The sequence below is a fragment of the Mycobacterium dioxanotrophicus genome (genome assembly GCF_002157835.1).
Lineage (GTDB): Bacteria > Actinomycetota > Actinomycetes > Mycobacteriales > Mycobacteriaceae > Mycobacterium > Mycobacterium dioxanotrophicus.
Window position 1 is genome coordinate 1469969 of sequence record NZ_CP020809.1, and the last position, 22361, is coordinate 1492329.

Below are 22361 nucleotides of genomic sequence, written 5' to 3' on the forward strand. Positions count from 1 at the left end.
AAATCGACGCTCGATCTCGCTGTGATTCAACCCACAAGCGCGCTACAGTGTGACCGCAACCATAGAAAGGGCGGTCATGGTCGGAGCATTTATTGGCAGTCTCCTGCTGGTGCTGGGCCTCGTCGCAATCGCAGCCGTCGTCGTCGCGGTCGTGATGGGTTTGCCCACGTTGGCCATCACCATCGGCCTCATCTCCGGCGCGTTCTTCGCCGGCCGGGCTGTTTAGGTTCTGAGCCGCTTTCGCAGGCCGGTCGCGCGCACCGCCTGCCGGGTAATGGCTGCGCGTACCTCGGCTTCGGTCCCGACGACGCGCACGCGTGTCTTCGCCCGTGTGACTGCGGTGTAGAAGAGTTCCCGCGTCAGGAGCCGCGACTCGATGTCCGGCAGTAGCACGGTCACCTCGTTGGCCTGACTGCCCTGCGATTTGTGGATCGTCATGGCGTGCATGGTCTCCACCTCGGTGAGCCGGCCCGTCGCGAACGATCCGTTGCCGCCCACCGCGACCCGCAAACCGTCTGGCGTCGCGACCGTGACGCCCGTATCCCCGTTGTACAGCTTGAGCCCATAGTCGTTGGCAGTCACCAGGATTGGCCGCCCGACATACCATGACGCCCACAGCGGCTCGCCCGTCGCGTCGGTGAGCCAGCGCTGCACCTGACGGTTCCAGTGCATGACGCCGGCCGGCCCCCGGCGGTGCGCGCACAGCAGCCGGTGCTCGTCGAGCGTCTTCAGCGCGGCCTTGGCATCGCCGAGGATCGCCGCCTGCCGTAGCGCAATGGCATGCGGCACAACGACTTCCCGCAACCGTTCGGTGGCGTCGGTGGTCACCCACTCGATGTGCTCGTCGCCGGTGGCCAGCACGTGCAGCGCCGCATCGGCGTCACCGACCCGGATCGCCGTGGCCAACGCTCCGATCGACTTGCCGAACCGGTGCGAGGTCCGCAACGCCGCCACCCCACGCGAACCCAGCCCATCGACCAGATCGGCCAACACCGCGCCGGCCTCCACCGAGGCCAGCTGATCGGGATCGCCCACCAGGAGCAGCCGGGTCTGCGGGCGCACCGCCTCCAGCAGCCGGGCCATCATCGTCAGCGACACCATCGACGTCTCGTCGACCACGATCACGTCGTGCGGCAACCGATTTCCACGATGGTGGCGGAACCGCGACGAGGTATCCGGCCGCGGACCGAGCAGCCGATGCAGAGTGGTGGCCTGCAACCCGGCCAGCCGTCGGCGGTCGACGAGGTCGAGCCGGTCCACCTCCAATTGCACTGCTTCCTGCAGTCGGGCGGCGGCCTTGCCCGTCGGCGCGGCGAGCGCGATGCGCAGCGACCGGTTACCCGTCAGCGCCGCCTGCTCGGCCAGCAACGCCAACAGCCGCGCCACTGTGGTGGTCTTGCCGGTGCCGGGCCCGCCGGTCAACACTGTCAGCCCGTGCGACAGGGCCACCTCCGCGGCCTCCTGCTGCTCGTCGAATCCCGTTGGGAACAGCCGGGATACATCGGGGAGGGCGCCGGACGGGCGGGTGCCGACGAGCGTCAGCACATCGTCACGCACCTGTTGCTCCTCGCGCCAGTACCGGTCCAGGTACAGCTGCTCGTCGAACAGCCGCAGCACCGGCCCGGTGCTTAGCAGCGGGCTCGCGCTCACCGCGGCCAGCCATGTGTCCGGGTCGGGCCACGGCAGGTCGGGCAGGTCGACCTGCGCAGCCACCTCCCGCAGATCCACGCATACCGAACCGGCGCGCAGCGCCCGCACCGCGAGAGCCACGGCCAGCGTCACCGAATCGTCGGCCTCACCGCCCAGCACGGTGAGCCGTCGCGCCACCTGCACGTCGGCGGGCTCGAGGATCTCGGCGAAATGGTCAAGCATCGAGCAACTCCGACACTGCGACCACGAGCGCGGCCGGCGGCTCCCAACTGAACACCCCGGCCGGATGGCCGTCCACGACGGGCGTCGCGGCCCCGCACATGCCACGGACGAACAGGTACATCACCCCGCCGAGGTGCGTCGCCGGATCGTAACCGGGTAATCGCCATCTCAGGAACCGGTGCAGCACAACGCTGTACAGCAGCGCCTGCAGCGGATAGTCCGAATGCAGCATGGCCTCGGCCATGCGGTCGCGGGTGTAGTCGGCGGCGGTCAGTTCGGCGTCGCCGGTGCCCAGCCAGTTGGTCTTGTAATCCACCACCACGAACCGGGATCCGATGCGCAGCACCGCATCAACCGAACCCGACAGGTATCCGCGCAGCGGCTGGTTGCCGAGAACACCGCCGGACAACCGCTGGGCGTAGGACGCCATGGGATCGTTAGCGGGCAGATGCGTGCTCAGCAGTGCGCCGACATCCGAGAGCCGGGCGAACGTGCCGGCCCGCAGATCGCCACCGGCCATCGGGAACTCGAAGTCCAGTTCCCGCAACCGGTCTCGCAGCGCGATCTGACGCAGCGTCACGCCGGGCGCCAGCGGGCCCAGGGGAGTGTCGTGCATGGGGACGAGCGCGGCGGCCAACTCGTCGCTCCCGACCTCGACGGGCCAGCGCGCCGCGTGCTCCCGCACCTGGGCGGCCAATTCGGCGCCGAGGTCGGCGGCGAACGGGTCGGCGGTCTCCAGTACCGCGTGCACCAGGGACCCGAACGCCGCGCCGGTCGGCAGCTGGGCCATCGGAGACGGGACATCGCTGCCGGCGACGGTGGGCACCGCGAGAACATCGTCGACGACATTGACCTCGTCGTCGAGTTCGGTGACCTCGGGCTCGCTGGTGACACCCGGATCATCGGCTGCACGAAGCAGGCCGGAGTACGACGTGCGCCGCCACGAGGTGTCGATGGCGCGGTGAAAATGCCGGGTGGCCAGGTGCTCGGCCGGCGCGGGTGTCGGTACGGGGGTGAACCCCTCGACGACGGACTCCTCGATCACCGGGCCGCCCGCGGCCTCCCACGCCCGCAGCCGGTCCAGCGCGTCGGCGTCACCGATCTTGACCGGCGTGCACTTGTCCGGTACCGCCGACTCGCCGGGCCTGCGGCCCCGCAGCAGCCGCGACAACCCGCCGTTGGGTTCGTCGCGTGACGGCGCCCACCACGCCACCACCTGGGACTGGGCCCGGGTCATCGCGACGTAGGTCAGCCTGCTGTCGTCGGCGGCGGCCTCGGCGCGGCCGGCCCGGGCCACCGCCGGATCGTGGCCCGCACGCGAGGAGGACAAATCACCTCCTCCGATGTGCAGACACCGCACGCCGTCGTCGTGGAAGAGGATCAGATCCGGTTCGGGCACATAGCGATTGAACGTGAACGGCAGATACACGATCGGGTACTGCAGCCCCTTGCTGACCCACACCGTCATGATCTGCACGGCCGCGGCGTCGCTGTCCAGGCGGCGGTTGCGCTCGGTTTCACCGCCGCCCTCGGAGCGTTGGGTGCGCAGCCAGTCCCGGAGCGCAGGCAGCCCGAACCCTTCCCGGTGGGCGGTGTCGCCCAGCAGTTGGGTCATATGCGCGAGATCGGTCATCAATCGCTCGCCACCCTGCCAGGACAGCACGCGGCGGCCCATCCCGGCCAGCTGGGCGGCCTCGAAGATCGCCGCGACCCCGCGTTCGCGCGCCTGCCCGGCCCATGTGCGCAGGGTGTCGGCGATCCGGTCGGTCAGCGCGTCCCCGCCCGCGGCAAGGGATTCGGCAGTCTCACCGAAGAACATGGTGGCCGCGGCCGCGCGCACCAGCCCCGTGCGGTGCGGCTGGTCGAACGCCTCCAGCAGATACAGCCAATCCTCGGCGGCCTCGGAGTTGAACACATCGGAGTCCCCGGTGTACACCGCCGGGATCCCGGCCGTCAGCAAGGCGGTGTGGCAGGCCCGGGCGTCCTTGTGGGTCTCGGTGATGACAGCGATGTCGTGGGCCTGCACCGGCCTGCCCTCGAACGTGGCCCCGCTGGTCAACAGTGCCCCGATATCGGCGGCCAGATCTCGGCCGATGTGGGTGCGGAGCCGGTCGATCGGAATGGTCTTGGCGTCCTTGCCGTTTCGGCCCACCACCCTTAGCCGGAACGGGTCGTTGTGCGGTGCACCGGCCAACCGGTGGCCCTGGTGGTGGGCCTCCACCTCGTGGACCACGATGTCGGAGCCGCCCAGCTGAGCACCGCGCAACACCACTTGCAAACGGTCCACCAGGGCACTGTCGCTGCGCCAGTTGGTGCCCAGCGTCTGCTTGTCCCCGGCGGTCGCGGCGGCCCGCAGGTACGTGTCGATGTCCCCGCCGCGGAACGCGTAGATGGCCTGCTTGGGGTCACCGATCAGTATCAGCGTGGAGTGCCCGGAGAAGGCCCGTTCGATCACCTGCCACTGCACCGGGTCGGTGTCCTGGAATTCGTCGACCATGACGATGGGCCAGCGCTGATGCATGCGGACCCGGGCCGGTGAGTCTTCCGGTTGCAGCGCGGTGGCCAACCGGGTCAGCAGATCGTCGTAGCCCAGCACGCCGCGACGCCGCTTGCGGATCTCCAACTCGGCCAGCACATCCCGGGCGAAGCTCAGCCGAACGGTGGCAGCTGAATCCGGGTCGGGATCGGTGGGCCGCAGCTCGGTGGCCGGATTCCCCACCACGGTGCGCGCCAGTCGCAGCGCGGCGGCGTAATCCAGCAGCGGGTGATCTTTCTGGGCGCCGAAGCGGGACAGGTACAGGTCGTCGACGATCTCGCAGACCAGCTCGTCAAGGCTCTCCACCAGCGTCACCCCGGAGTCGCTGTCACCGGCGACGCCAAGGGATTTCAGCACGATCTGGCAGAACTGATGGGTGGTGGCGATGGTCGCCGCGTCGAATCCGGCCAGAGCGTCGCGCAGCCGTTGTCTGCGGGCATCCTGATCCTCGGCGATCAGGTAGGTCTCCAGATCATTGCGAGCCCGGGCGGGATCAGTCAATGCGGCCAGGGCGCAGACGATCTGATCGCGGACCCGCTCCCGCAGTTCCTGGCTGGCGGCCCGGCCGAACGTGATGAGCAGCATCTGATCGAGCGTCGCGGCGCCCTCGGCGACCAGACGGGTGACCAGACCGGCCAGCGCGAACGTCTTACCGGTCCCGGCGCTGGCTTCGAGCACCGTGGTGGTGTTGGGGCTCGGCAGTGGCCCGAGCAGATCGAAAACCTTCACCGCCCTGCCCTTTCGGCCCGCAGCATCGGCAACCACAGCCGGGCGGAGTAGGCGCCCAGCCGGTTGTTCTCGCCGGGCACCTCTTCCCCGGGGCGCAGCGGCTGCATGAGGTCTCGCAGCCACGCACTGCGACCCCACGCCCGCACATGCGCGGGCTGCTGATCCTCGCCTGGATAATTGCCACTGCGCCAGCGGTATCCGGCCGCCTGCTCAGGATCGTCGCCGCTGTGCCGGGCCACCGCCCACGCATATGACGTCTTCACCGGCAACGGCAACGGCTCGCGCCGGCCCGCATCGTAGATCCGCACCAGGTCGGCCAAGAGCTCGACCGGGTCGTCCGGGCTGCCCAACCCCTCGGCACGTGGCGTGGTCCCGCGCCGGGGGCGGCCGATGCACACCGCCGAGAACTCCCGGTCCGGATACTGAGCGGACAACGCCAGCAACGGAATCCACGACTGCAGCAGGTGCTTGCCGTCGAGCTTGGAGTAGGTCACCGAGACCAGCCGCTCGCCGAAGACAGGGGACACGGTGCCGGTGAGCCGCCGTCCGCCGCCCAGGTCGATGTCCACGTCGTAGGCCTGGGAATCCACGCCGCGGTGGTGTTGTGCTTCGGCGGCCAGCGCCGCGCACTGCTCGCGGATGGCGCCGGCGGTGCGCCAGCCGAGTTGCCCGGGCGGCAGGGTGCCGCGCCGCCACTCGGCTTGCTGAGCATCGGCCGGAGCCAGGCCGCGCAGCATGTCGTGCAGCATGCGGTCGCCGACCGTCCACTCCTCCAACGCGTCGATGTCGACGGGCATCACGTCCGAGACACCCTCGACCTCCCACGGCAGGGTGTAGTCCAAGGCCCGGAAGAAGCCTTTCACCGGATCGTTGAAGAAGCCGACCAGATCGGCCAGCACCACATCGTCGGGCGGTGGCGGCGGCAACGGGTCGGCGAAAAACGCCGGGCGCTCGGCACGGTGGCCGGTGTTGGCCTGCGCGGCGGTCAGCGCTGTCGGGTCGAACGTGAACGGTTCGCCCGGCACCATCTCGCCAGGTATGACGTTGCGAATATCGAACGGCTGCAACGGATGATGGGTGACGACGTCCAGCGGCTGCTCGGTGGTGACGTTCAGGGTGTCGAGCAGTTCGGCCAGCGGCACCGCGGGCGGGCGAGGTTGCCCGGAGTACTCGTTGGCGCCGGTGTAGGTGACGACGAGCGTCTCGGTCGCCGCGCCGATCGCGTCGAGCAGCAATTGGCGGTCCTCCGAACGGATGTCGCGCTCGCCGGTCACCGGGTCGCGGGCCAGCGCATCGTCACCGTCGATCGCTCCCAGGCGCGGGAACACCCCGTCGTCCAAACCGACCAGACACACCACCCGGTGCGGCACCGAGCGCATCGGGACCATGGTGCACACCGTCAGCGTGCCGGTCCGGAAGTTGGCCCGGGTCGGCCGTCCGGCCAGGTGCCGCTCCAGCAACGCGCGAATATCGGGCAGGCGCAACATGGTCGATGTTTCGGCGGTCGCGAGGATGTCGTCGAATTCGCGCTGCACCTGCGTGCGCGGCCAGTCTTCGTCATCGAAGGCCAGCGCGTCGATGTCGGCGGTCAGTTCAGCCAGCCACTCGGCCAGGGTCTTGGTGCCGCTGAGCCCGCGTACCGCGTTGTGCAGCTTCTCGACGAAATCGGCGAAGCGTCCGGCCAGCTCGACACGGTTGCTGCTGACATCGTCGAGCGGCAACGTGGTACCCAGCCAGGCGTGCGAGTCGTCGGACATCGCCACTCCGGCCAGCACCCGGTCGATGCCGAACCGCCAAGTGTTGTGCAGGAACTCGACACCATAGGGCCGACGGTGCTCTTGATCGAAGCCCCAGCGGATGTTGGCTTCGCGCACCCACGCCGTGACGGCGTCCAGATCGTCATCGGTGAAACCGAACCGTGCCCGCACCGGAGCCGACTCCGCCAGGTTGAGCACCTCGCTCGCACCGGCCCGGCCACCGGCCAAGGTCAGCAGCCGCGCCGCCACCGACAACAACGGATTGGTCTGCACCAGCGCACGATCGGCCAGCCGGACCCGCAGCCGGTGTGCGGGATGGGCGCCGTGCACCACATCGCCGAGCCCGAACCCGGCGGTGATCAACGGCGCATAGGTCTCGATGTCGGGACACATGACCAGGATGTCGCGGGGCTCAAGCGTCGGATCGTCGGCCAGCAGGCCCAGCAGCACCTCGCGCAGCACGTCGATCTGCCGGGCCGGGCCGTGGCAGCTGTGCACCTGCACCGACCGATCGTCGACGCGGTGTAGCCGGCCCTGCGGGCGCACCTCGTCGGCGGCGATATCGGACTGCAACCAGCCCAGCAGGGTGTCGGGATGGCGTGGTGCGCCGAGGAATTCGTCGGTCGCGGGGGCGGGAAGCAGCCGTTGCAGCTCGCGCAGGTCACGGCCCAGGGTCGCTGAGAGCGGGTGGGTGACCGCGCGGTGGCTCGTATCGGTGCGCCGCGGCACCGCGCCCTTCTCGGCGGCCAGTGCCTGCCAGAGCCGGTCACTGGGATGCGGCAGCCACAGGTGCAGATCGTGGTGCACGGCCAGCGCGTCGAGCAGCTCGATCTCGGTCACCGGCAGCCGGGTGTGCCCGAACAGAGACAGCCGCTCGGGCAGAGCGCTGGGGGATTCCCGCAGCCGGGCAAGGGTTTTCGCATGCCGGACGTGCGGTGGGTCGGCGTCGATACGGTCGGTGAGGGCCTGCCACAGCGGCTGCTGCCAGGCCAGGTCGTCGGGGATGTCCGCCCAGTCGATGAGCAGCTGCGGGCGTTGCCGCGCGTAGGACGCGAAGATCCCGGCGAGTCGTCGGGCCACCGCGTAACGACGGCCCTGCCGCAGCTCCCGTTCCTCGCCGCCTTCGAACCGGCCCAGGTGGGTGGCCAGCGCCGTGCACCACGGCGCCTCCAGGTTGTCGTCGATGACCGCCAGCAGCGGCCACACCAGCGCCTCGGGTGACCACGGATCGTCGTCCCGCGTTCCGGTGATCTCCGCGATCAGCGAGCGAGGATTGCGGAACTGCACGGCGGCACACACACCGAGCCGGTTGGAGAGCCGCTGGCTCAGCCACCGCTCGACGCCCTTGGCGGGGACCAGCACCAGCTCCTCGGCGAACGGATCCGGCAGTGCGTCAGCCAGCAGCGCGCCCAGCCCGTCGGCGAGCAGATCCGTGCGCTCAGCCCGGTGCAGGTGCAGTGCCATCGCCCCTACCCTATGGCGCGCCACCGACAGTGCCGCGCATGGATGATGGGTGCCGTGACCTTCGACGGCAAGTTCCTGCCGTACGACGGGACCGCCGCGGGCGACTAGTTCGGGGCGCTTAACACGACCGGGCGGCACGACGCGGCGACCACCAGCGTGAACGCCGCCGCGATCACGAATGCCACCCGCACGTTGAACACGTCGGCTGCGCCGCCGAGCAACGCCGCGGCGAACGGGCGCGACCCGAGGAAGCCGACGAGCCACAGCGCCATGATGCGGCCGCGCAATTCTTCGGGCGCCCGTTCCTGCACCACCGTGCTCAGACCCGTCATCGACCACCCAAAACCAAGACCTGCCACCGCGAAACCGGCCACCGCGATGGCGGTGACACTGCCCAGCGCCAGCAGAGAACAGCCGCAGAACAGCAGCCACAACCCGATCGACGACACGAGCTCTGACCGCAGCCGCCCACGCAGCACCGCCAGCACGGCCATGCCCGTCGCGGCGCCGACCCCGAACGCCGCGGACAGCACGCCGACCAGATGCGTGCCGCCGCCGAGCGCCTGCGCCATGGACGGCGTCAGCGTGATCGAGGGGTCCGACGCGAAGCCGACCGTGCTGACGGCGAGCAGCGCCAGCAGCAGCGGGCGGTCCCGCCATACGTGGCGCAGCGCCGCCCGCACCCGGTAGTCGGTGTCCGGCTGGGGCTCGGGGCGCGACGGAAACGTCACCAGCAGCAGGAAAACCGCGAAGATCATGTGCAGGCCCGCGCTGATCACGAACCCGACCGCTGGGCCCATGTTGGCCGCCAGGTAGGCGCCGACCGCCGGGCCGAGGATCCGCCCGATGGTCATGGGGATGCTGTTGAGCGCCATCGCGGTGGGCAGCTCGCCGTCGCCGATGAGGCTCGGCACGATCGACTGCATGGCCGGTCCGCCGACGACGAAGCCGAAGCCCACCAGCGTCGAGCCGACCAGTACCGGAATGGCGGCTTTGGTGCCCTCGAGGTCGGGGAGCAGCGCGAGCCATGCCGCGGTCGAACCCGAGCCGACGATGCACAGGACCCGGCCCAACAGGATCTGCCGGCCGGGGTTGCCCGTATCGGCCCACTTGCCGCTGGTCGGGCTGAGGATGAGCTGGGGCAGGAACTGCGCGACACCGACCAGCCCCACCATCACCGCCGAGCCCGTGGCGTTGAAGATCACGATGGCCGCGACGATGCCGTGCGTCCACACCGCGACGACCGAGAACATCTTGCCCCAGAACAGCGCCCCGAAAACCGGGTCGAACATGAGGCGCAGCGCGCCCCGCGCAGTGGTGTCGACCCCGGCCGTCACGAACAGACCTCGGCTTCGAAGCCTGCGACGAGCCGCTCCAGCAAGCCCACCAACGTGTCGACCTCGCCGGCGGGCCAGTCCTCGACGGTCTGTGCGACCAGCTCCCGCCGCCGCGCGGTGACGGCGGCCAGGGCTTGCCGGCCATGCTCGGTAAGCACCAGGACGCAGCGCCGCTGATCATCTGCGGCAAGGGTTTTGGTCAGCAGGCCGGCCGTGACCGCGGTGGCGACCGTGCGGCTGGCGGTGGAGTGCTCGACGGCCATGTGCTCGGCGACTTCACGGATCGAGGCGCCCTGGCCCGCTTGCTCGTGCTGCTCTACGGCCCGCAGCACACGCAGCGTCGAGAGGTTGCGCACGGCGCCGTGGCTGTCGATCACGCGTCGCCGCCACCCGGGCCGCTGCCGCACGGTGTGCACGCGCACGAGCAACTCATCGAGATCGTTGGCATCAGGCACTAAATATGCATAGCACATAGATGTTTATGGCGGGCGGGGTGGACTGGCCCCGCAGAGGTGTCGGTGCCCGCGAGCAGACTCCGGTCATGGGGGAACCATTCATCGGCAGTGAAGCGCTCGCGGCAGGGCATCTGACCCGCCACGATCTGCGAACTCGGTTTGTCGCCGTGCACCAGGATGTCTATGTAGCCAGGGGAACGCGGCCAACCGCGGTGCTACGGGCCAAGGCCTGCTGGTTGCGGGCACGTCGGCATGGAGTGCCGGCAGGGTTCTCTGCATCGGCCATGCATGGCTCCCGCTGGGTCGGCGCCGAACTCCCCGCATACATCATCGACACCAATCGGCGACAGGCCCGCGGCATCGTCACCTGGAGTGATGCGCTCGACGACGACGACATCTGTCTGATTGCCGGAATGCGCGTCACCACTGCAGTTCGCACTGCTGTCGACTTGGCCTGCAAATTCCCCGAGGCCATCGCGGTGCCTGCGATAGACGCGCTGGCCCGAGCGACGAAAACGAAGGTGGCTGACATCGAATTGGCGGCCGAGCGTCATGCCGGTCGGAGGGGTATCAAGCAGGCACGCGCCTGCGTGGGCATCGCGTGCGTAACGCCACGGCGGGAAATCGGGCGAATCACCGCCACTGCGTTACGCACGCGGAGTGAACGAACGCACTTACCCCGCGAATTCGGTTGGCAGGCCGTCAATTCCGGCGCGAATGGCGAGGATCGCGTCGGCGCGGGCCTTGAGCTTGCTTCCGACGTGGGCGCCGGCGTTGAGCGCCGCGGCCGCTTCGGCGGCGACCTGCTGGGCGCGGGTCAGCACGGCGTCGGGTTCGACGATCTCGTCGAGCCAGCCTGCCGCGATCGCGGCATCGCCCGTGAACGTCGCGGCCATCGAGATGCCACGCTGGAACGCCGCACGGGTCAGGCGCATGCGCATGATCTCGATCGCGGCGATCGGCAGCGTCATACCGATCGCGACCTCGTTGGCCTGGCAGCGGGACTTGGGTGAACCGACCCGATGGTCACCGGAGAGCAGCAGGAAGGACCCCATCGCGATCGCCGGTCCGGTCGCGGCCATGATGACCGGCACGGGGAAGGTCAGGCAGCGCAGCGACAGCTCGAAACCGCCGGCCAGCATGGCCAGCGTCGCTTGTGTGTCACCCGATGCGAAGACGCTCAAGTCGAAGCCGCCGCTGAACACCTTGGCGTTGCCGGTCAGCACGACGGCCTTGGCCCCGTCCTCAACGGTGCGGTCGAGCGCGGAGTTGATGTCACCCTGCATGGCGGGCGACAGCGCGTTGACCTTGCCGTCGTCCAGCGTGATGGTTGCGACGGACTCGTTGAGCTCGTAGCTCACCAGGCTGCTCATCGCACAGATCGTACGGGCGGCCGGGTTCAGGCGTTGTGGCGCCCGCGCGGATTGATCAGCTCGGTCTCGGGATCGTCGTCGTCGTAATCCTCGTCGTCGTCCTCGTCATCGGTGGTCTCGTAGCGACTCTTCCACCGCTCACGGACCTCCGCGCCGAGTGCGTTGATGCGGTTGATCTCCGAACGCAGCGTTTGCTCGTCGGTCTCCTTGGCCGCGTACTGGAAGTAGTTGAGTACGCCGCGCAGCAGCTCCAGTTTCTGCTTTTCCTGGCGGGCCCGGTCGTGGGTGGTCAGTAGCTCCATGCGGTCCACCGGCGGCAGCGTGGCCCAGTCGAGCACGGCTGTGTTGCGGAACTTCTTGCCGGCAGGTTTGCCGCCCGAAGGCGGCTGATCGTAATAGGTGACGGCGCCGTCGAATCGCGATGCGATGGCCTCGCCGAGCTGTTTGCGGTCCAGCGCCGAATCCCACACGATCCGCCATTCCTGCGATGGGGCCAGATAGGGAATCTCCGCGGGCAGATTGAGCGGGACGATGTCGACGTAGTTGTCGTCGTAGGAACTCTCGTACTTGCCGACCGTGGGCGGGTTGGCGAATTCGAAACGTAGCCCGTAGGCCGGGGTCTGGCCGTAGTTGCGCACCACGAGTTCGACCAAGTGCCAGTCGGATCCGCTGGGCTCCATGAACATCGAGACGTTCGGCTGGGTGAGCTCGGCGCGCTTGTCCCTGGCCTTGAGGTACTGGCGCCAGCCGTAGATCAGTGCGGCGACGACGACGGCGATGGCGACCCAAGCCGCCACCGCCGTCCACGCGCCAGGATTGAATTCAGCCAACTCACGCCCCCGATCGGTGATTGAACCCGTGATGCCCATAAAAGTCCCCACCACAGGCTTATATCACGTACGGGTGAGTGCCGCGCCGATCGTGATCAGCAAAGTTTCAGGAAGCGGCTGCCGTGAGGGCCGCCGCGGGCTCAGCCTGGACCGGCACGGGGAGCAGCCGTTCGCCGCGGGCCAGCCAATCGGCGTCGGCCCACTCGATGCGGGCCGGCAGGCGCCGCCAGTACTGCGGGTGCGCGCGCAGATACAGCTCGACGCTGGCGTGCACGGGGGCGTCCAGTGGCGGCCGGACCATCCCGAAGGTCGGGGCGGTACCGGCCAGCGCGTCCAGGTCGGTGGGAGTGGACAGGCGTACGGGCACCCGCAGGCCGGCGTCGACAGCCCCGTCGAGCATCCAGTCCATCGCGATGTCGGCCAGCGCCCAGCACGCGCCGGTGCCGCCGGCGATGTCGCAGTGCCCGCCGCGGAACCAGACCTCGTCGATGACGCCGTCACGCGAGGCCGGGCGCAATGCGTCGATGGCCAGGGCATGCCGCCCGCGTTCGACATTGGTCAGCGGGGCGGCCCGGCGGCCGGCACCGGGGATCCGGACGACATCCCAGAGGCCCAAAAACCGTACCGGGACCGTACTTTCGCTGTTTCCGATCAACTCGGCAGCCACCCGTTTGACATGTTCCCAGTCCTGCGCGGTTCGTGCTGTGCGCGGCAGGGCATAGGTGGCCAGCGCGTAGCTGACCAGATCATCGGACCCCTCCGGCAACAACCCGACCGATCCGAGCAGCGCTGCCAGTTCGCGGGCCCGGTGTCCGCCGTCGGCCCCGCCGAACAGGTAGATGGCATCGCCGGGTTCCCAGCAGTCACCGAGAAAGCGGTAGGCCTCCAGTAGTGCGCCGCGGGCTTCGGTCACGGCGGTGGCGCGCCGGCGCCGGGAGAATCTCATGCGTGACGACGTAGCGCCCGAGTGGTACCAGCCGAGCTGATCATCATCGATGTCCAGCAACCGGAACAACGCTTCAGTATTGGTCGCGTCTCGTGGACCGGGACGCTCATCTGTGTGGTCGAAGCACAGCACTATGTTTTTCACAACGACCCCCGACTGAACAAACGAGGAAGACTGCTCAATCAGTTTGCCGGGGTATCCAAACGGTGTCCTGAGTATTGCGCTACTCTATTTGCCCCTTCACGCGGGTTTTTGCGTATGCAAGGGTATTGCCGACGAAGTCTGTCGCAACACCGCGACATGCAGGAAAGTTCCGTTGCGCCCGGTCGGGAAGCCGGCCAGATCCAAGCCCGGCGAGCCGTGCGGGAAGCTCTCAGCCACCCATCAGCGAGCGCCACTGCTGCAGGTCTGAAGCGCGGTACACGTAGTTGCTGCGCTTGACCTCGGCCAGTGGCGCGCTGGGCTCGGCCGAGTACCAGTGGCCGGGAAACACCGTCGGGTCGCCGGGCAGCTGGGCCAGCGCTTGCAGGCTGCGGAACATGTCGTCGACGTTGCCGCCAGGAAAGTCGGTACGGCCACAGCCCTCGAGGAACAGCGTGTCGCCGGCAACCAGTCGTCCGTCGAGCAGGAAGCACTGGCTGCCGGGGGTGTGGCCGGGCGTGTGCAGCAACTCGATGTCGACGGCGCCGACACCGACCTTGTCGCCGTGCTGGTGACGGGTCAGGCTGCTCAGCGGGATCCCGGTGACGCGCGAAACCCATTCAGCCTCATGGGTATTGACGTGCACGGGCACCTCAGTGCGGTCCAGCAGTTCGGCCAGGCCCTTGAGCTCGAAGCCCATCATCGACCCGCCGACGTGGTCGGGGTGATGGTGGGTGACCAGCACGCCCGCCAAGCGCATGCCGTCGGCCTCCAGCGCGTCGACCAGATCACCCGCGGCGTAGGCCGGGTCCACCACCAGTGCCTCGCCGGTCTCGCGATCGCCGATCAGATAGGCGAAGTTGCGCATCTGCTGGGCGATCATGTCGTCGGCGGCGAAGTCCCGGCCGGACAAGAGCTGCTTGAAGTAGAGGCGATCCTGAGACATCTGCCCATCATTGCAGGTCAAAAAACCGCACTTCACACGGTGTTTAATAGCACAGCGCTAAAAGTCGCATCAAGAATGCGGAATTTAATAGCGTGAAGCCATGCAACTGACCCGGTTCACCGACCTCGGCCTCCGCACGCTGATGCTGCTGGCCTCGGCCGAGTCGGCCGGTCGCCGGGTCACCACGCGCACCATCGCGGTGAGCGCCAACGCGTCCGAACACCACGTCGCCAAGGCCGTGTCGCGGCTGGCGGAACTCGGCATGGTGCACGCCCGGCGCGGCCGGGTCGGGGGACTGGTGCTGACCGAGGCCGGCCGAACCGCGTCGATCGGCGCGCTGGTGCGTGAACTCGAAGGCGACCGCGAGGTCATCGAATGCGGCGGCGACAACCCGTGCCCGTTGATCGCCGCATGCCGGCTGCGCCGCGCGTTGGCCGAGGCCAAAGCCGCGTTCTACCGCGAACTCGACCGTTACACGGTCACCGATCTGTCAGGAGGCATCGGCTTTTCGGCCGGCCTTCCGATTGTTTTACAACTCACCGGAGAAAGGACCCAATGATGACCGTCACCACGCCCGAGCCCTCAGCCGTAAGGGTCGAGCTCGAGCCGCACCACGCCGAGATCGTCAAGGCGACGCTGCCGTTGATCGGTGCAAACATCGACGAGATCACCAAGGAGTTCTACCGCCGGCTGTTCAGCAACCATCCGGCCCTGTTGCGCAACCTGTTCAATCGCGGCAACCAGGCGCAGGGATCGCAGCAGCGCGCGCTGGCCGCGTCGATCGCCACCTTCGCCACCCACCTCGTCGATCCGGCGCTGCCGCATCCGGCCGAGCTGCTGTCGCGGATCGGACACAAGCACGCCTCGTTGGGTGTGACCGCCGACCTGTATCCGGTCGTCCACGAGAACCTGTTCGCGGCGATCGTCGAGGTGCTGGGCGCCGAGACGGTGACGGCCGAGGTGGCCGAAGCGTGGGACCGCGTCTACTGGATCATGGCCGACACGCTCATCGAGCTGGAGAACGGGCTCTACTCCGGCGCGGGCGTCGAGGCAGGTGACGTGTTCCGCCGGCTGCGGGTGGTCTCGCGCGTCGACGACCCGTCGGGTGCCGTGCTCGTCACGGTCCGGTCCGATGCGCCCGTGAATTTCCTTCCGGGCCAATATGTTTCGGTCGGCGTGACGCTGCCCGACGGCGCCCGCCAGCTGCGTCAGTACAGCCTCGTCAACGACGCCGGAACCACCGATCTGACCTTCGCCGTGAAGCCGGTCGACGTGACCTCGACCCAGCCCGCCGGTGAGGTGTCGAACTGGATTCGCGCCAACCTGTGCGTCGGAGATCTGCTCGACGTCACGGTGCCGTTCGGCGACCTGCACGCGTCCGGCGGTGAAGGTGAGGCGCTGGTGCTGATCTCGGCGGGCATCGGCATCACCCCGATGATCGGCATCCTGGAGCACCTCGCCGCCGAGCGGCCGGACACCCACGTGCGGGTGCTGCACGCAGACCGCAGCGACACCAGCCATCCGCTGCGGGAACGCCAGCACGAGCTGGTCGAGGCGCTGCCGAACTCCAGCCTCGACGTCTGGTACGAGGACGGCGTCACCGCGGGCACCCCGGGCGTGCACCCGGGCCTGCTGAACCTGGCGGGTATCGAACTGCCGGTCGACGCCGAGTTCTACCTGTGCGGTGGTGCGGGCTTCGTCGCGGCCGTGCGGACCCAGCTGGGCGAGCGGGGGATCCCGACCGAGCGGGTGCACTGCGAGTTGTTCGCACCCAACGATTGGCTGCTGGACTGACACCCAGCGCCGAAAATGCCTCCCGGCAGCCGTGTTGACCAGCGGTTTGGTGCGGCTGCCGGGGAGGCTGTACCCTCTTTAAGGCCCACGGCTTACAGCCGCGGGCCGCAGTAGGTAGGCCCCCTTAGCTCAGTCGGCAGAGCGTTTCCATGGTAAGGAAAAGGTCAACGGTTCGATTCCGTTAGGGGGCTCGGTGGTCGCGGAGCGATGCCCGTGCCTATCGGGGCGGTGTAGCTCAGCTGGTTAGAGCGCACGACTCATAATCGTGAGGTCGGGGGATCGAGCCCCCCCACCGCTACAGGGACAAGTAAGACGTGAAAGAGGGCAGCTGACGTGGCGTCGAGTACGGACGTTCGGCCGAAGATCACTTTGGCCTGCGAGGTGTGCAAGCACCGTAACTACATCACCAAGAAGAACCGCCGCAACGACCCCGATCGGCTGGAAATCAAGAAGTTCTGCCCGAACTGCGGGCACCACCAGCCGCACAAAGAGTCGCGGTAGCCCAACGCTCGTGGCTCTATCGTCCAAGCTCGTCGGGAAGCACTTTCGCTATCCCGAGCATTACGAGGTCGGTCGCGAGAAAATTCGGGAGCACGCGCTCGCCGTCAAGAACGACGACGCGTACTTTCACGACGAGAAGGCCGCGGCTGAACTCGGTCATACCAAGCTGCCTGCGGCGCTGACCTTCATCTGCATTTTCGGATACCAGGCCCAGCTGGCGTTCTTGAACGACGCCAACATCGGTGTCGAGGACGCCCAGATCGTCCAGGTCGACCAGGCACTGAAGTTCGTCAAGCCGATCTTTGCGGGCGACAAGCTATACGCGGACGTCTACGTGGACTCGGTTCGGCAGGCGCACGGCACCGATCTCATCGTGTTCAAGACCATCATCACCGACGATGCCGGTGATGTTGTGCAGGAGACTTTTACGGCCCTTGCGGGCCGCACGGGCGAAGATGGAGAGGGCTTTTCTGATGGCGCTGCGTGAGTTCAGTTCGGTCAAGGTCGGGGACACGCTCCCGGAGAAGATCATCCCGCTGACCCGTGGTGACCTCGTCAACTACGCGGGTGTTTCCGGCGACCTCAACCCGATCCACTGGGACGACGAGATCGCCAAGCAGGTCGGCCTCGACACCGCGATCGCGCACGGCATGCTCACCATGGGCCTCGGTGGCGGCTACGTCACCTCCTGGGTCGGCGATCCCGCCGCGGTGAAGGAGTACAACGTCCGGTTCACCGCAGTGGTGCCGGTGCCCAACGACGGCGTCGGCGCGGAGATCGTCTTCAACGGCCGGATCAAGTCCGTCGACCCCGAGGACAAGCTGGTCACCATCGCCATCTCGGCCACCACGGGCGGGAAGAAGATCTTCGGGCGCGCTGTCGCCACCGCACAACTGGCTTAGGGAGGTTGGGAGCATGGCTCTCAAGACCGATATCCGCGGCATGGTCTGGAAATATCCGGACCCGTTCCTGATCGGCCGCGAGCAGATCCGCCAGTACGCCAAGGCCGTGAAGGCCTTCGATCCGGCGAGTCACGACGAGGCGGCCGCGGCCGAACTCGGCCACGATGCGCTGGTCGCGCCGCTGACCTTCGCCTCGACCCTGGCGCTTCTGGTTCAGCAGCACTTCTTCAAACACGTCGATGTCGGTATGCAGACCATGCAGATCGTCCAGGTGGACCAGAAGTTCGTCTACCGCAGGCCGCTCAAGGCCGGCGACCAGCTGCACGCCGTCATGGAGATCACCTCGGTCGAGGAACGGTTCGGCGCGGACATCGTCGTCACCCACAACGTCTGCACCGACGACGACGGCGAGATCGTGCTGGAGGCCATCACCACGATGATGGGTCACGAAGGCGACCACTCCATCCAGGTCAAGTGGGATCCGGAATCCGGCCAGGTCATCCGTAAGGCAGCCGGGGAATAGTCGGGTGGCCGACGCGATTGGTGGTTGATACCCACGCCGGGGTACACTCGGCTCTCGGGGTTTTTCCCATTTCAGCGCGCTGTCCGTCGGCTTGATCGAGCGTACGGGGAGCGCGCGAATTGTGTGAGCCCCGGACGAAGAACGTGGTCACGGGGGTAAAACCTCGTTATCGCTGAAGGGGCGTAGCTCAACTGGCAGAGCAGCGGTCTCCAAAACCGCAGGTTGCAGGTTCAAGTCCTGTCGCCCCTGCTCAACTGAATATTCGACAAGGTGTGGACACTGGAAGGTGACCACGCAACCAGGATGAAAGGCATGCGGTGAGCGACGAGCGCGAAGGTGCCGGCTCCGCAGACGACACTGGGACCGACGCCCATGGCTCCGGCGACAACCACGGTCAGACCGCGGTTGTGACCAGACCGCTGCGCCCGACCGGTAAGCGGTCCCGCCGTGGAGTGCCCAGCGACGCTGAGGGCGACGAGACCGACAGCGGTGAGGACACCGCCGAGTCGAAGGATGCCGTCAAGAACGGCGCCGGTAAGACTAAAAAGACCAAGAAGGCTGCCGGCGGCCCGTCGAGCAATCCGATCATGTTCGTCATCAACTACCTCAAGCAGGTTGTTGCCGAACTTCGGAAGGTGATCTGGCCCAACCGCAAGCAGATGGTCAGCTACACCTCGGTGGTGCTGGTCTTCCTGGTGTTCATGGTCGCGCTGATTTCAGGTGTGGACCTGGGCCTGGCACGGCTGGTGTCGTTGGTTTTCGGCACCTGACCCGAGGATTTGAGAGAGGACTGACAACGTGACCACGTTCGACGGCGATGAGCAGACACTCGCCGACGAGACCGTCAGTGTCGAAGACGGTGGAGATGCCGTTGTGGCGGAGACCGTCGACGAAACAGTCGAAGAGACCACCGGCGGTGAGGACACCGCCGACGGCGACGCTGAGGCGCCCGCCGAGGAGGATGCGACCGACGAGGACGCTCCCGCGACCGACGAAGACTCTCCGGCCGCCGAGGAAGCTCCTGCGGCCGACGAAGACGAAGACCCGGCTGTCGCGCTCAAGAAGGATCTGCGCCTGCGGCCCGGCGACTGGTACGTGATCCACTCTTACGCCGGTTACGAGAACAAGGTGAAGGCCAACCTCGAGACCCGCGTGCAGAACCTCGACGTCGGCGACTACATCTTCCAGGTGGAAGTGCCCACCGAAGAGGTCACCGAGATCAAGAACGGCCAGCGCAAGCAGGTCAACCGCAAGGTGCTGCCGGGCTACATCCTGGTGCGCATGGAGCTCAACGACGAGTCGTGGGGCGCGGTGCGCAACACCCCCGGCGTGACGGGCTTCGTCGGTGCGACCTCGCGCCCGTCCCCGCTGGCGCTCGACGACGTGGTGAAGTTCCTGCTGCCGCAGGGCGCCGCCAAGAAGGCCGCTGCGGGCAAAGCGCCCGTCGCCGCCGCCGCTGCGTCCACCGAGGCCACGCTGGAACGCCCGGAGATCCTGGTCGACTTCGAGGTCGGCGAGTCCGTCACCGTCATGGACGGTCCGTTCGCGACGCTGCCGGCCTCCATCAGCGAGGTCAACGCCGAACAGCAGAAGCTCAAGGTGCTGGTGTCCATCTTCGGCCGCGAAACACCTGTCGAACTGACCTTCACCCAGGTCGCCAAGATTTAGCCGGTAACGGCTAGAACAGCGGGCGCGGCACGCGCCCTCGGATAAGCGAGTAAGGAACACCACAGCATGGCCCCGAAGAAGAAGGTCGCCGGGCTCATCAAGCTGCAGATCCAGGCCGGGCAGGCCAACCCTGCCCCGCCGGTTGGCCCTGCGCTTGGTCAGCACGGTGTCAACATCATGGAGTTCTGCAAGGCGTACAACGCCGCGACCGAGTCGCAGCGCGGCAACGTCATCCCCGTGGAGATCACCGTCTACGAGGACCGCAGCTTCACGTTCGCCCTCAAGACCCCGCCCGCCGCTCGGCTGCTGCTCAAGGCTGCCGGTGTGCCCAAGGGTTCGGGTGAGCCGCACAAGACCAAGGTCGCCAAGGTGAGCTGGGACCAGGTGCGCGAGATCGCCGAGACCAAGAAGGCCGATCTCAACGCCAACGACATCGACGCCGCGGCGAAGATCATCGCAGGCACCGCCCGTTCCATGGGTATCACCGTCGAGTAAGACTCCACCAAAGCGTGGGAGAGCTGGCATCGGCTCGGGAACCACGACTCCAACAGACACGATTGGATTTTCAATGAGCAAGAACAGCAAGGCATATCGCGAAGCGGCCGAGAAGGTCGACAGGGACAAGCTCTACACGCCGCTGGAGGCCGCGAAGCTGGCCAAGGAGACGTCGTCCAAGAAGCAGGACGCCACCGTCGAGGTGGCCATCCGCCTGGGCGTCGACCCCCGCAAGGCGGACCAGATGGTCCGCGGCACCGTCAACCTGCCGCACGGCACCGGTAAGACCGCGCGCGTCGCGGTGTTCGCCGTGGGCGAGAAGGCCGAGCAGGCTACTGCCGCCGGCGCTGACGTGGTCGGCAGCGACGACCTGATCGAGAAGATCCAGGGCGGTTTCCTGGACTTCGACGCCGCGATCGCCACCCCGGATCAGATGGCCAAGGTCGGTCGGATCGCTCGCGTGCTGGGCCCGCGCGGGCTGATGCCGAACCCCAAGACCGGCACCGTCACCCCGGATGTCGCCAAGGCCGTTCAGGACATCAAGGGCGGCAAGATCAACTTCCGTGTCGACAAGCAGGCCAACCTGCACTTCATCATCGGCAAGGCGTCCTTCGACGAGGCCAAGCTGGCCGAGAATTACGGCGCCGCGCTCGATGAGGTGCTGCGTGCCAAGCCGTCGTCGTCGAAGGGTCGTTACCTCAAGAAGGTGACCGTCTCCACCACCACGGGCCCGGGTATCCCGGTTGACCCGGCGGTGACCCGGAACTTCACGGAGGCGTAGCGCAGCGGAGCCGCGCAACTTTCTCATCCAGTGGCCAGTTGCGGCACAAGATTCTTTGAATCGCGTGTCATAACTGGCCACTCGGCATTTCTGGGGTGAGTTCGGTGATGCGGCGACGCAGGAACGCCGCGGCCGGCGCGGAGACGTTGTCGCTCTCCAGCGCGATCCCGTACCAGTGCAAGGCTTCTCTGCTGCGTCCGGCGCGGCGCAGCAGATCCGCCCGGATCGAGGCGACGATGCTGGAGCGTGCCAGACGCGGATCGTCGGCGACCTCGTCGAGCGCCGCCAACCCGGCGTCGAACCCGTCGCGAAACGCAACGGCCACAGCGCGATTGGCGCGTACCACCGGGGACTCTCCGAGCTCGAGCAGCCGATCGTAGGCCTGGCAGATGACGGTCCAATCGGTGAGCTGCCAGCTCGGTGCGGTGGCGTGCAGCGCCGCGATCACCGCCTGCGGCAGATAGGGCCCCGCCGCTCCTTCTGCGAGCCGCAGCTGATCCAGGCCCCGGGCGATGCGGCCACGGTCCCAACGGCTTCGGTCCTGCTCGTCGAGCGGCACTAGCGCACCGTCGTCGTCCACGCGGGTCTGCCGACGCGAATCATGCAGCAGGACAAGGGCTGCCAGTGCGTGCGCGTCTCGGTCGGCAGGCAGCAGCGAGCACAGTTCACCAGCCAACCGCACACCCTCGTCGCACAGCTCGTCCCGAATGGCGGACGGGCCACCGGTGGACCAGTAGCCCTCCGTGAACACCGAATAGACACACGCCATCACATGTGGTGTGCGGTCGGGCAGCAGCTCGGGCGGCGGCACCCGCAACGGGATATTGGCTTGGCGGATCTTGTGTTTGGCGCGGGTGAGCCGTTGGCCGACCGCGGCCTCGGACTGCAGCAGTGCCCGGGCGATCTCGGCCACGGTGAGCCCGGAGATCAACCGCAGCGTGAGTGCCAACTGCGAAGCCCGGTCGAGCGCCGGGTGGGCGCACGTGAACATCATCCGTAATTCGTCGTCGCGAACGGGATGCAGCTCGCGGCCGTTGTCGCGCGCCGTCGTCTCCTCGAACACTGCGGCCAATTCCTTTCCCGCGCGCGAAGATTCACGACGCAGGCGGTCGAGGGCCCGGTTGCGCGCGACGGTCGTCAACCACGCGCCCGGATTGCTCGGCACCCCATCGGACGGCCAGGTCCGCAGCGCCTGCGCACAGGCGTCCTGGACGGCGTCCTCGGCGATATCGAGATCGCCGGACCACCGCGCGATGGTGGCCACAGCGGGACCCCACTCCCGCCGGAAGACGCCGTCCAGCTGGGTCACCG

The 22361-nt window shown here is 67.6% G+C and carries 21 protein-coding genes and 3 tRNA genes; 14 read left to right on the plus strand and 10 right to left on the minus strand.

What is annotated here, in order from left to right; genetic code table 11:
• The first annotated feature begins 76 nt into the window (after positions 1-76).
• The gene (locus BTO20_RS07035; protein WP_087074512.1) at positions 77-226 is read left to right on the plus strand and encodes a hypothetical protein; all 150 of its coding nucleotides are present in this window, start codon (positions 77-79) and stop codon (positions 224-226) included.
• Here the strand turns inward: BTO20_RS07035 and recD are convergent.
• The 9 genes from recD to BTO20_RS07085 form a co-directional block, all read right to left on the minus strand.
• The gene (recD, locus tag BTO20_RS07040; RefSeq protein ID WP_087074514.1) at positions 223-1872 is read right to left on the minus strand and encodes an exodeoxyribonuclease V subunit alpha; all 1650 of its coding nucleotides are present in this window, start codon (positions 1870-1872) and stop codon (positions 223-225) included. The two genes, BTO20_RS07035 and recD, sit on opposite strands and share 4 nt — an antisense overlap.
• Positions 1865-5137, minus strand: coding sequence for an exodeoxyribonuclease V subunit beta (gene recB / locus BTO20_RS07045; RefSeq protein ID WP_087074516.1), 3273 nt, complete (start codon positions 5135-5137; stop codon positions 1865-1867). Before recB ends, recD begins: the two co-directional genes overlap by 8 nt.
• A complete protein-coding gene (recC, locus tag BTO20_RS07050; protein WP_087074518.1) occupies positions 5134-8358 on the minus strand; it encodes an exodeoxyribonuclease V subunit gamma in 3225 nt (1074 codons plus the stop codon). Before recC ends, recB begins: the two co-directional genes overlap by 4 nt.
• A gap of 104 nt (positions 8359-8462) precedes the next feature.
• Complete coding sequence (locus tag BTO20_RS07055) at positions 8463-9650, minus strand: MFS transporter (RefSeq protein WP_087081735.1); 1188 nt, start codon at positions 9648-9650, stop codon at positions 8463-8465.
• Between the two features lie 41 nt (positions 9651-9691).
• Positions 9692-10168 (minus strand): MarR family winged helix-turn-helix transcriptional regulator, encoded by a 477-nt coding sequence (locus BTO20_RS07060; protein ID WP_198344280.1) that lies wholly within the window; start codon positions 10166-10168, stop codon positions 9692-9694.
• 656 nt (positions 10169-10824) lie between these two features.
• The gene (locus BTO20_RS07070; protein ID WP_087074522.1) at positions 10825-11523 is read right to left on the minus strand and encodes a crotonase/enoyl-CoA hydratase family protein; all 699 of its coding nucleotides are present in this window, start codon (positions 11521-11523) and stop codon (positions 10825-10827) included.
• 26 nt (positions 11524-11549) lie between these two features.
• A complete protein-coding gene (locus tag BTO20_RS07075; protein WP_087074524.1) occupies positions 11550-12392 on the minus strand; it encodes a hypothetical protein in 843 nt (280 codons plus the stop codon).
• Positions 12393-12459: 67 nt separating this feature from the next.
• Positions 12460-13443: a phospholipase effector Tle1 domain-containing protein gene (locus tag BTO20_RS07080; RefSeq protein WP_087074526.1), complete on the minus strand. Its 984-nt coding sequence runs from the start codon at positions 13441-13443 to the stop codon at positions 12460-12462.
• 229 nt (positions 13444-13672) lie between these two features.
• A complete protein-coding gene (locus BTO20_RS07085) occupies positions 13673-14386 on the minus strand; it encodes an MBL fold metallo-hydrolase (RefSeq protein ID WP_087074528.1) in 714 nt (237 codons plus the stop codon).
• A gap of 100 nt (positions 14387-14486) precedes the next feature.
• Here BTO20_RS07085 and BTO20_RS07090 point away from each other — a divergent pair, with 100 nt between their 5' ends.
• The 13 genes from BTO20_RS07090 to rplA all read left to right on the plus strand — a co-directional run bounded on the left by BTO20_RS07090 (position 14487) and on the right by rplA (position 21050).
• Positions 14487-14945, plus strand: a complete 459-nt coding sequence (locus tag BTO20_RS07090; RefSeq protein WP_087074530.1) for an RrF2 family transcriptional regulator — start codon at positions 14487-14489, stop codon at positions 14943-14945.
• Positions 14945-16180 carry a globin domain-containing protein gene (locus BTO20_RS07095; RefSeq protein ID WP_087074532.1) on the plus strand — a complete coding sequence of 412 codons (1236 nt, stop codon included), beginning with the start codon at positions 14945-14947 and terminating at the stop codon, positions 16178-16180. Before BTO20_RS07090 ends, BTO20_RS07095 begins: the two co-directional genes overlap by 1 nt.
• 118 nt (positions 16181-16298) lie before the next feature.
• Positions 16299-16371: transfer RNA gene (locus BTO20_RS07100), tRNA-Thr, on the plus strand.
• A gap of 33 nt (positions 16372-16404) precedes the next feature.
• Positions 16405-16478 (plus strand) — tRNA-Met (locus tag BTO20_RS07105).
• Between the two features lie 35 nt (positions 16479-16513).
• The gene (gene rpmG / locus BTO20_RS07110; protein ID WP_023985310.1) at positions 16514-16681 is read left to right on the plus strand and encodes a 50S ribosomal protein L33; all 168 of its coding nucleotides are present in this window, start codon (positions 16514-16516) and stop codon (positions 16679-16681) included.
• Positions 16682-16691: 10 nt separating this feature from the next.
• Positions 16692-17168 (plus strand): (3R)-hydroxyacyl-ACP dehydratase subunit HadA, encoded by a 477-nt coding sequence (gene hadA, locus BTO20_RS07115; RefSeq protein ID WP_087074534.1) that lies wholly within the window; start codon positions 16692-16694, stop codon positions 17166-17168.
• Positions 17155-17583 (plus strand): (3R)-hydroxyacyl-ACP dehydratase subunit HadB, encoded by a 429-nt coding sequence (gene hadB, locus BTO20_RS07120; RefSeq protein ID WP_064947460.1) that lies wholly within the window; start codon positions 17155-17157, stop codon positions 17581-17583. Before hadA ends, hadB begins: the two co-directional genes overlap by 14 nt.
• 13 nt (positions 17584-17596) lie before the next feature.
• On the plus strand, positions 17597-18106 hold the full coding sequence (gene hadC / locus BTO20_RS07125) for a (3R)-hydroxyacyl-ACP dehydratase subunit HadC (RefSeq protein ID WP_087074537.1): 510 nt from the start codon (positions 17597-17599) through the stop codon (positions 18104-18106).
• A 176-nt stretch (positions 18107-18282) separates the two neighbouring features.
• A tRNA-Trp gene (locus BTO20_RS07130) sits at positions 18283-18355 on the plus strand.
• 68 nt (positions 18356-18423) lie between these two features.
• A complete protein-coding gene (gene secE / locus BTO20_RS07135; RefSeq protein WP_087074539.1) occupies positions 18424-18876 on the plus strand; it encodes a preprotein translocase subunit SecE in 453 nt (150 codons plus the stop codon).
• 28 nt (positions 18877-18904) lie between these two features.
• A complete protein-coding gene (nusG, locus tag BTO20_RS07140; protein ID WP_087074541.1) occupies positions 18905-19774 on the plus strand; it encodes a transcription termination/antitermination protein NusG in 870 nt (289 codons plus the stop codon).
• A 66-nt stretch (positions 19775-19840) separates the two neighbouring features.
• A complete protein-coding gene (gene rplK / locus BTO20_RS07145; RefSeq protein WP_018598681.1) occupies positions 19841-20269 on the plus strand; it encodes a 50S ribosomal protein L11 in 429 nt (142 codons plus the stop codon).
• Between the two features lie 73 nt (positions 20270-20342).
• Positions 20343-21050 (plus strand): 50S ribosomal protein L1, encoded by a 708-nt coding sequence (gene rplA / locus BTO20_RS07150; RefSeq protein ID WP_083161853.1) that lies wholly within the window; start codon positions 20343-20345, stop codon positions 21048-21050.
• 67 nt (positions 21051-21117) lie between these two features.
• Here the strand turns inward: rplA and BTO20_RS07155 are convergent, their stop codons facing one another.
• A complete protein-coding gene (locus BTO20_RS07155; RefSeq protein ID WP_087074543.1) occupies positions 21118-22359 on the minus strand; it encodes an RNA polymerase sigma factor in 1242 nt (413 codons plus the stop codon).
• Positions 22360-22361: the final 2 nt, after the last annotated feature.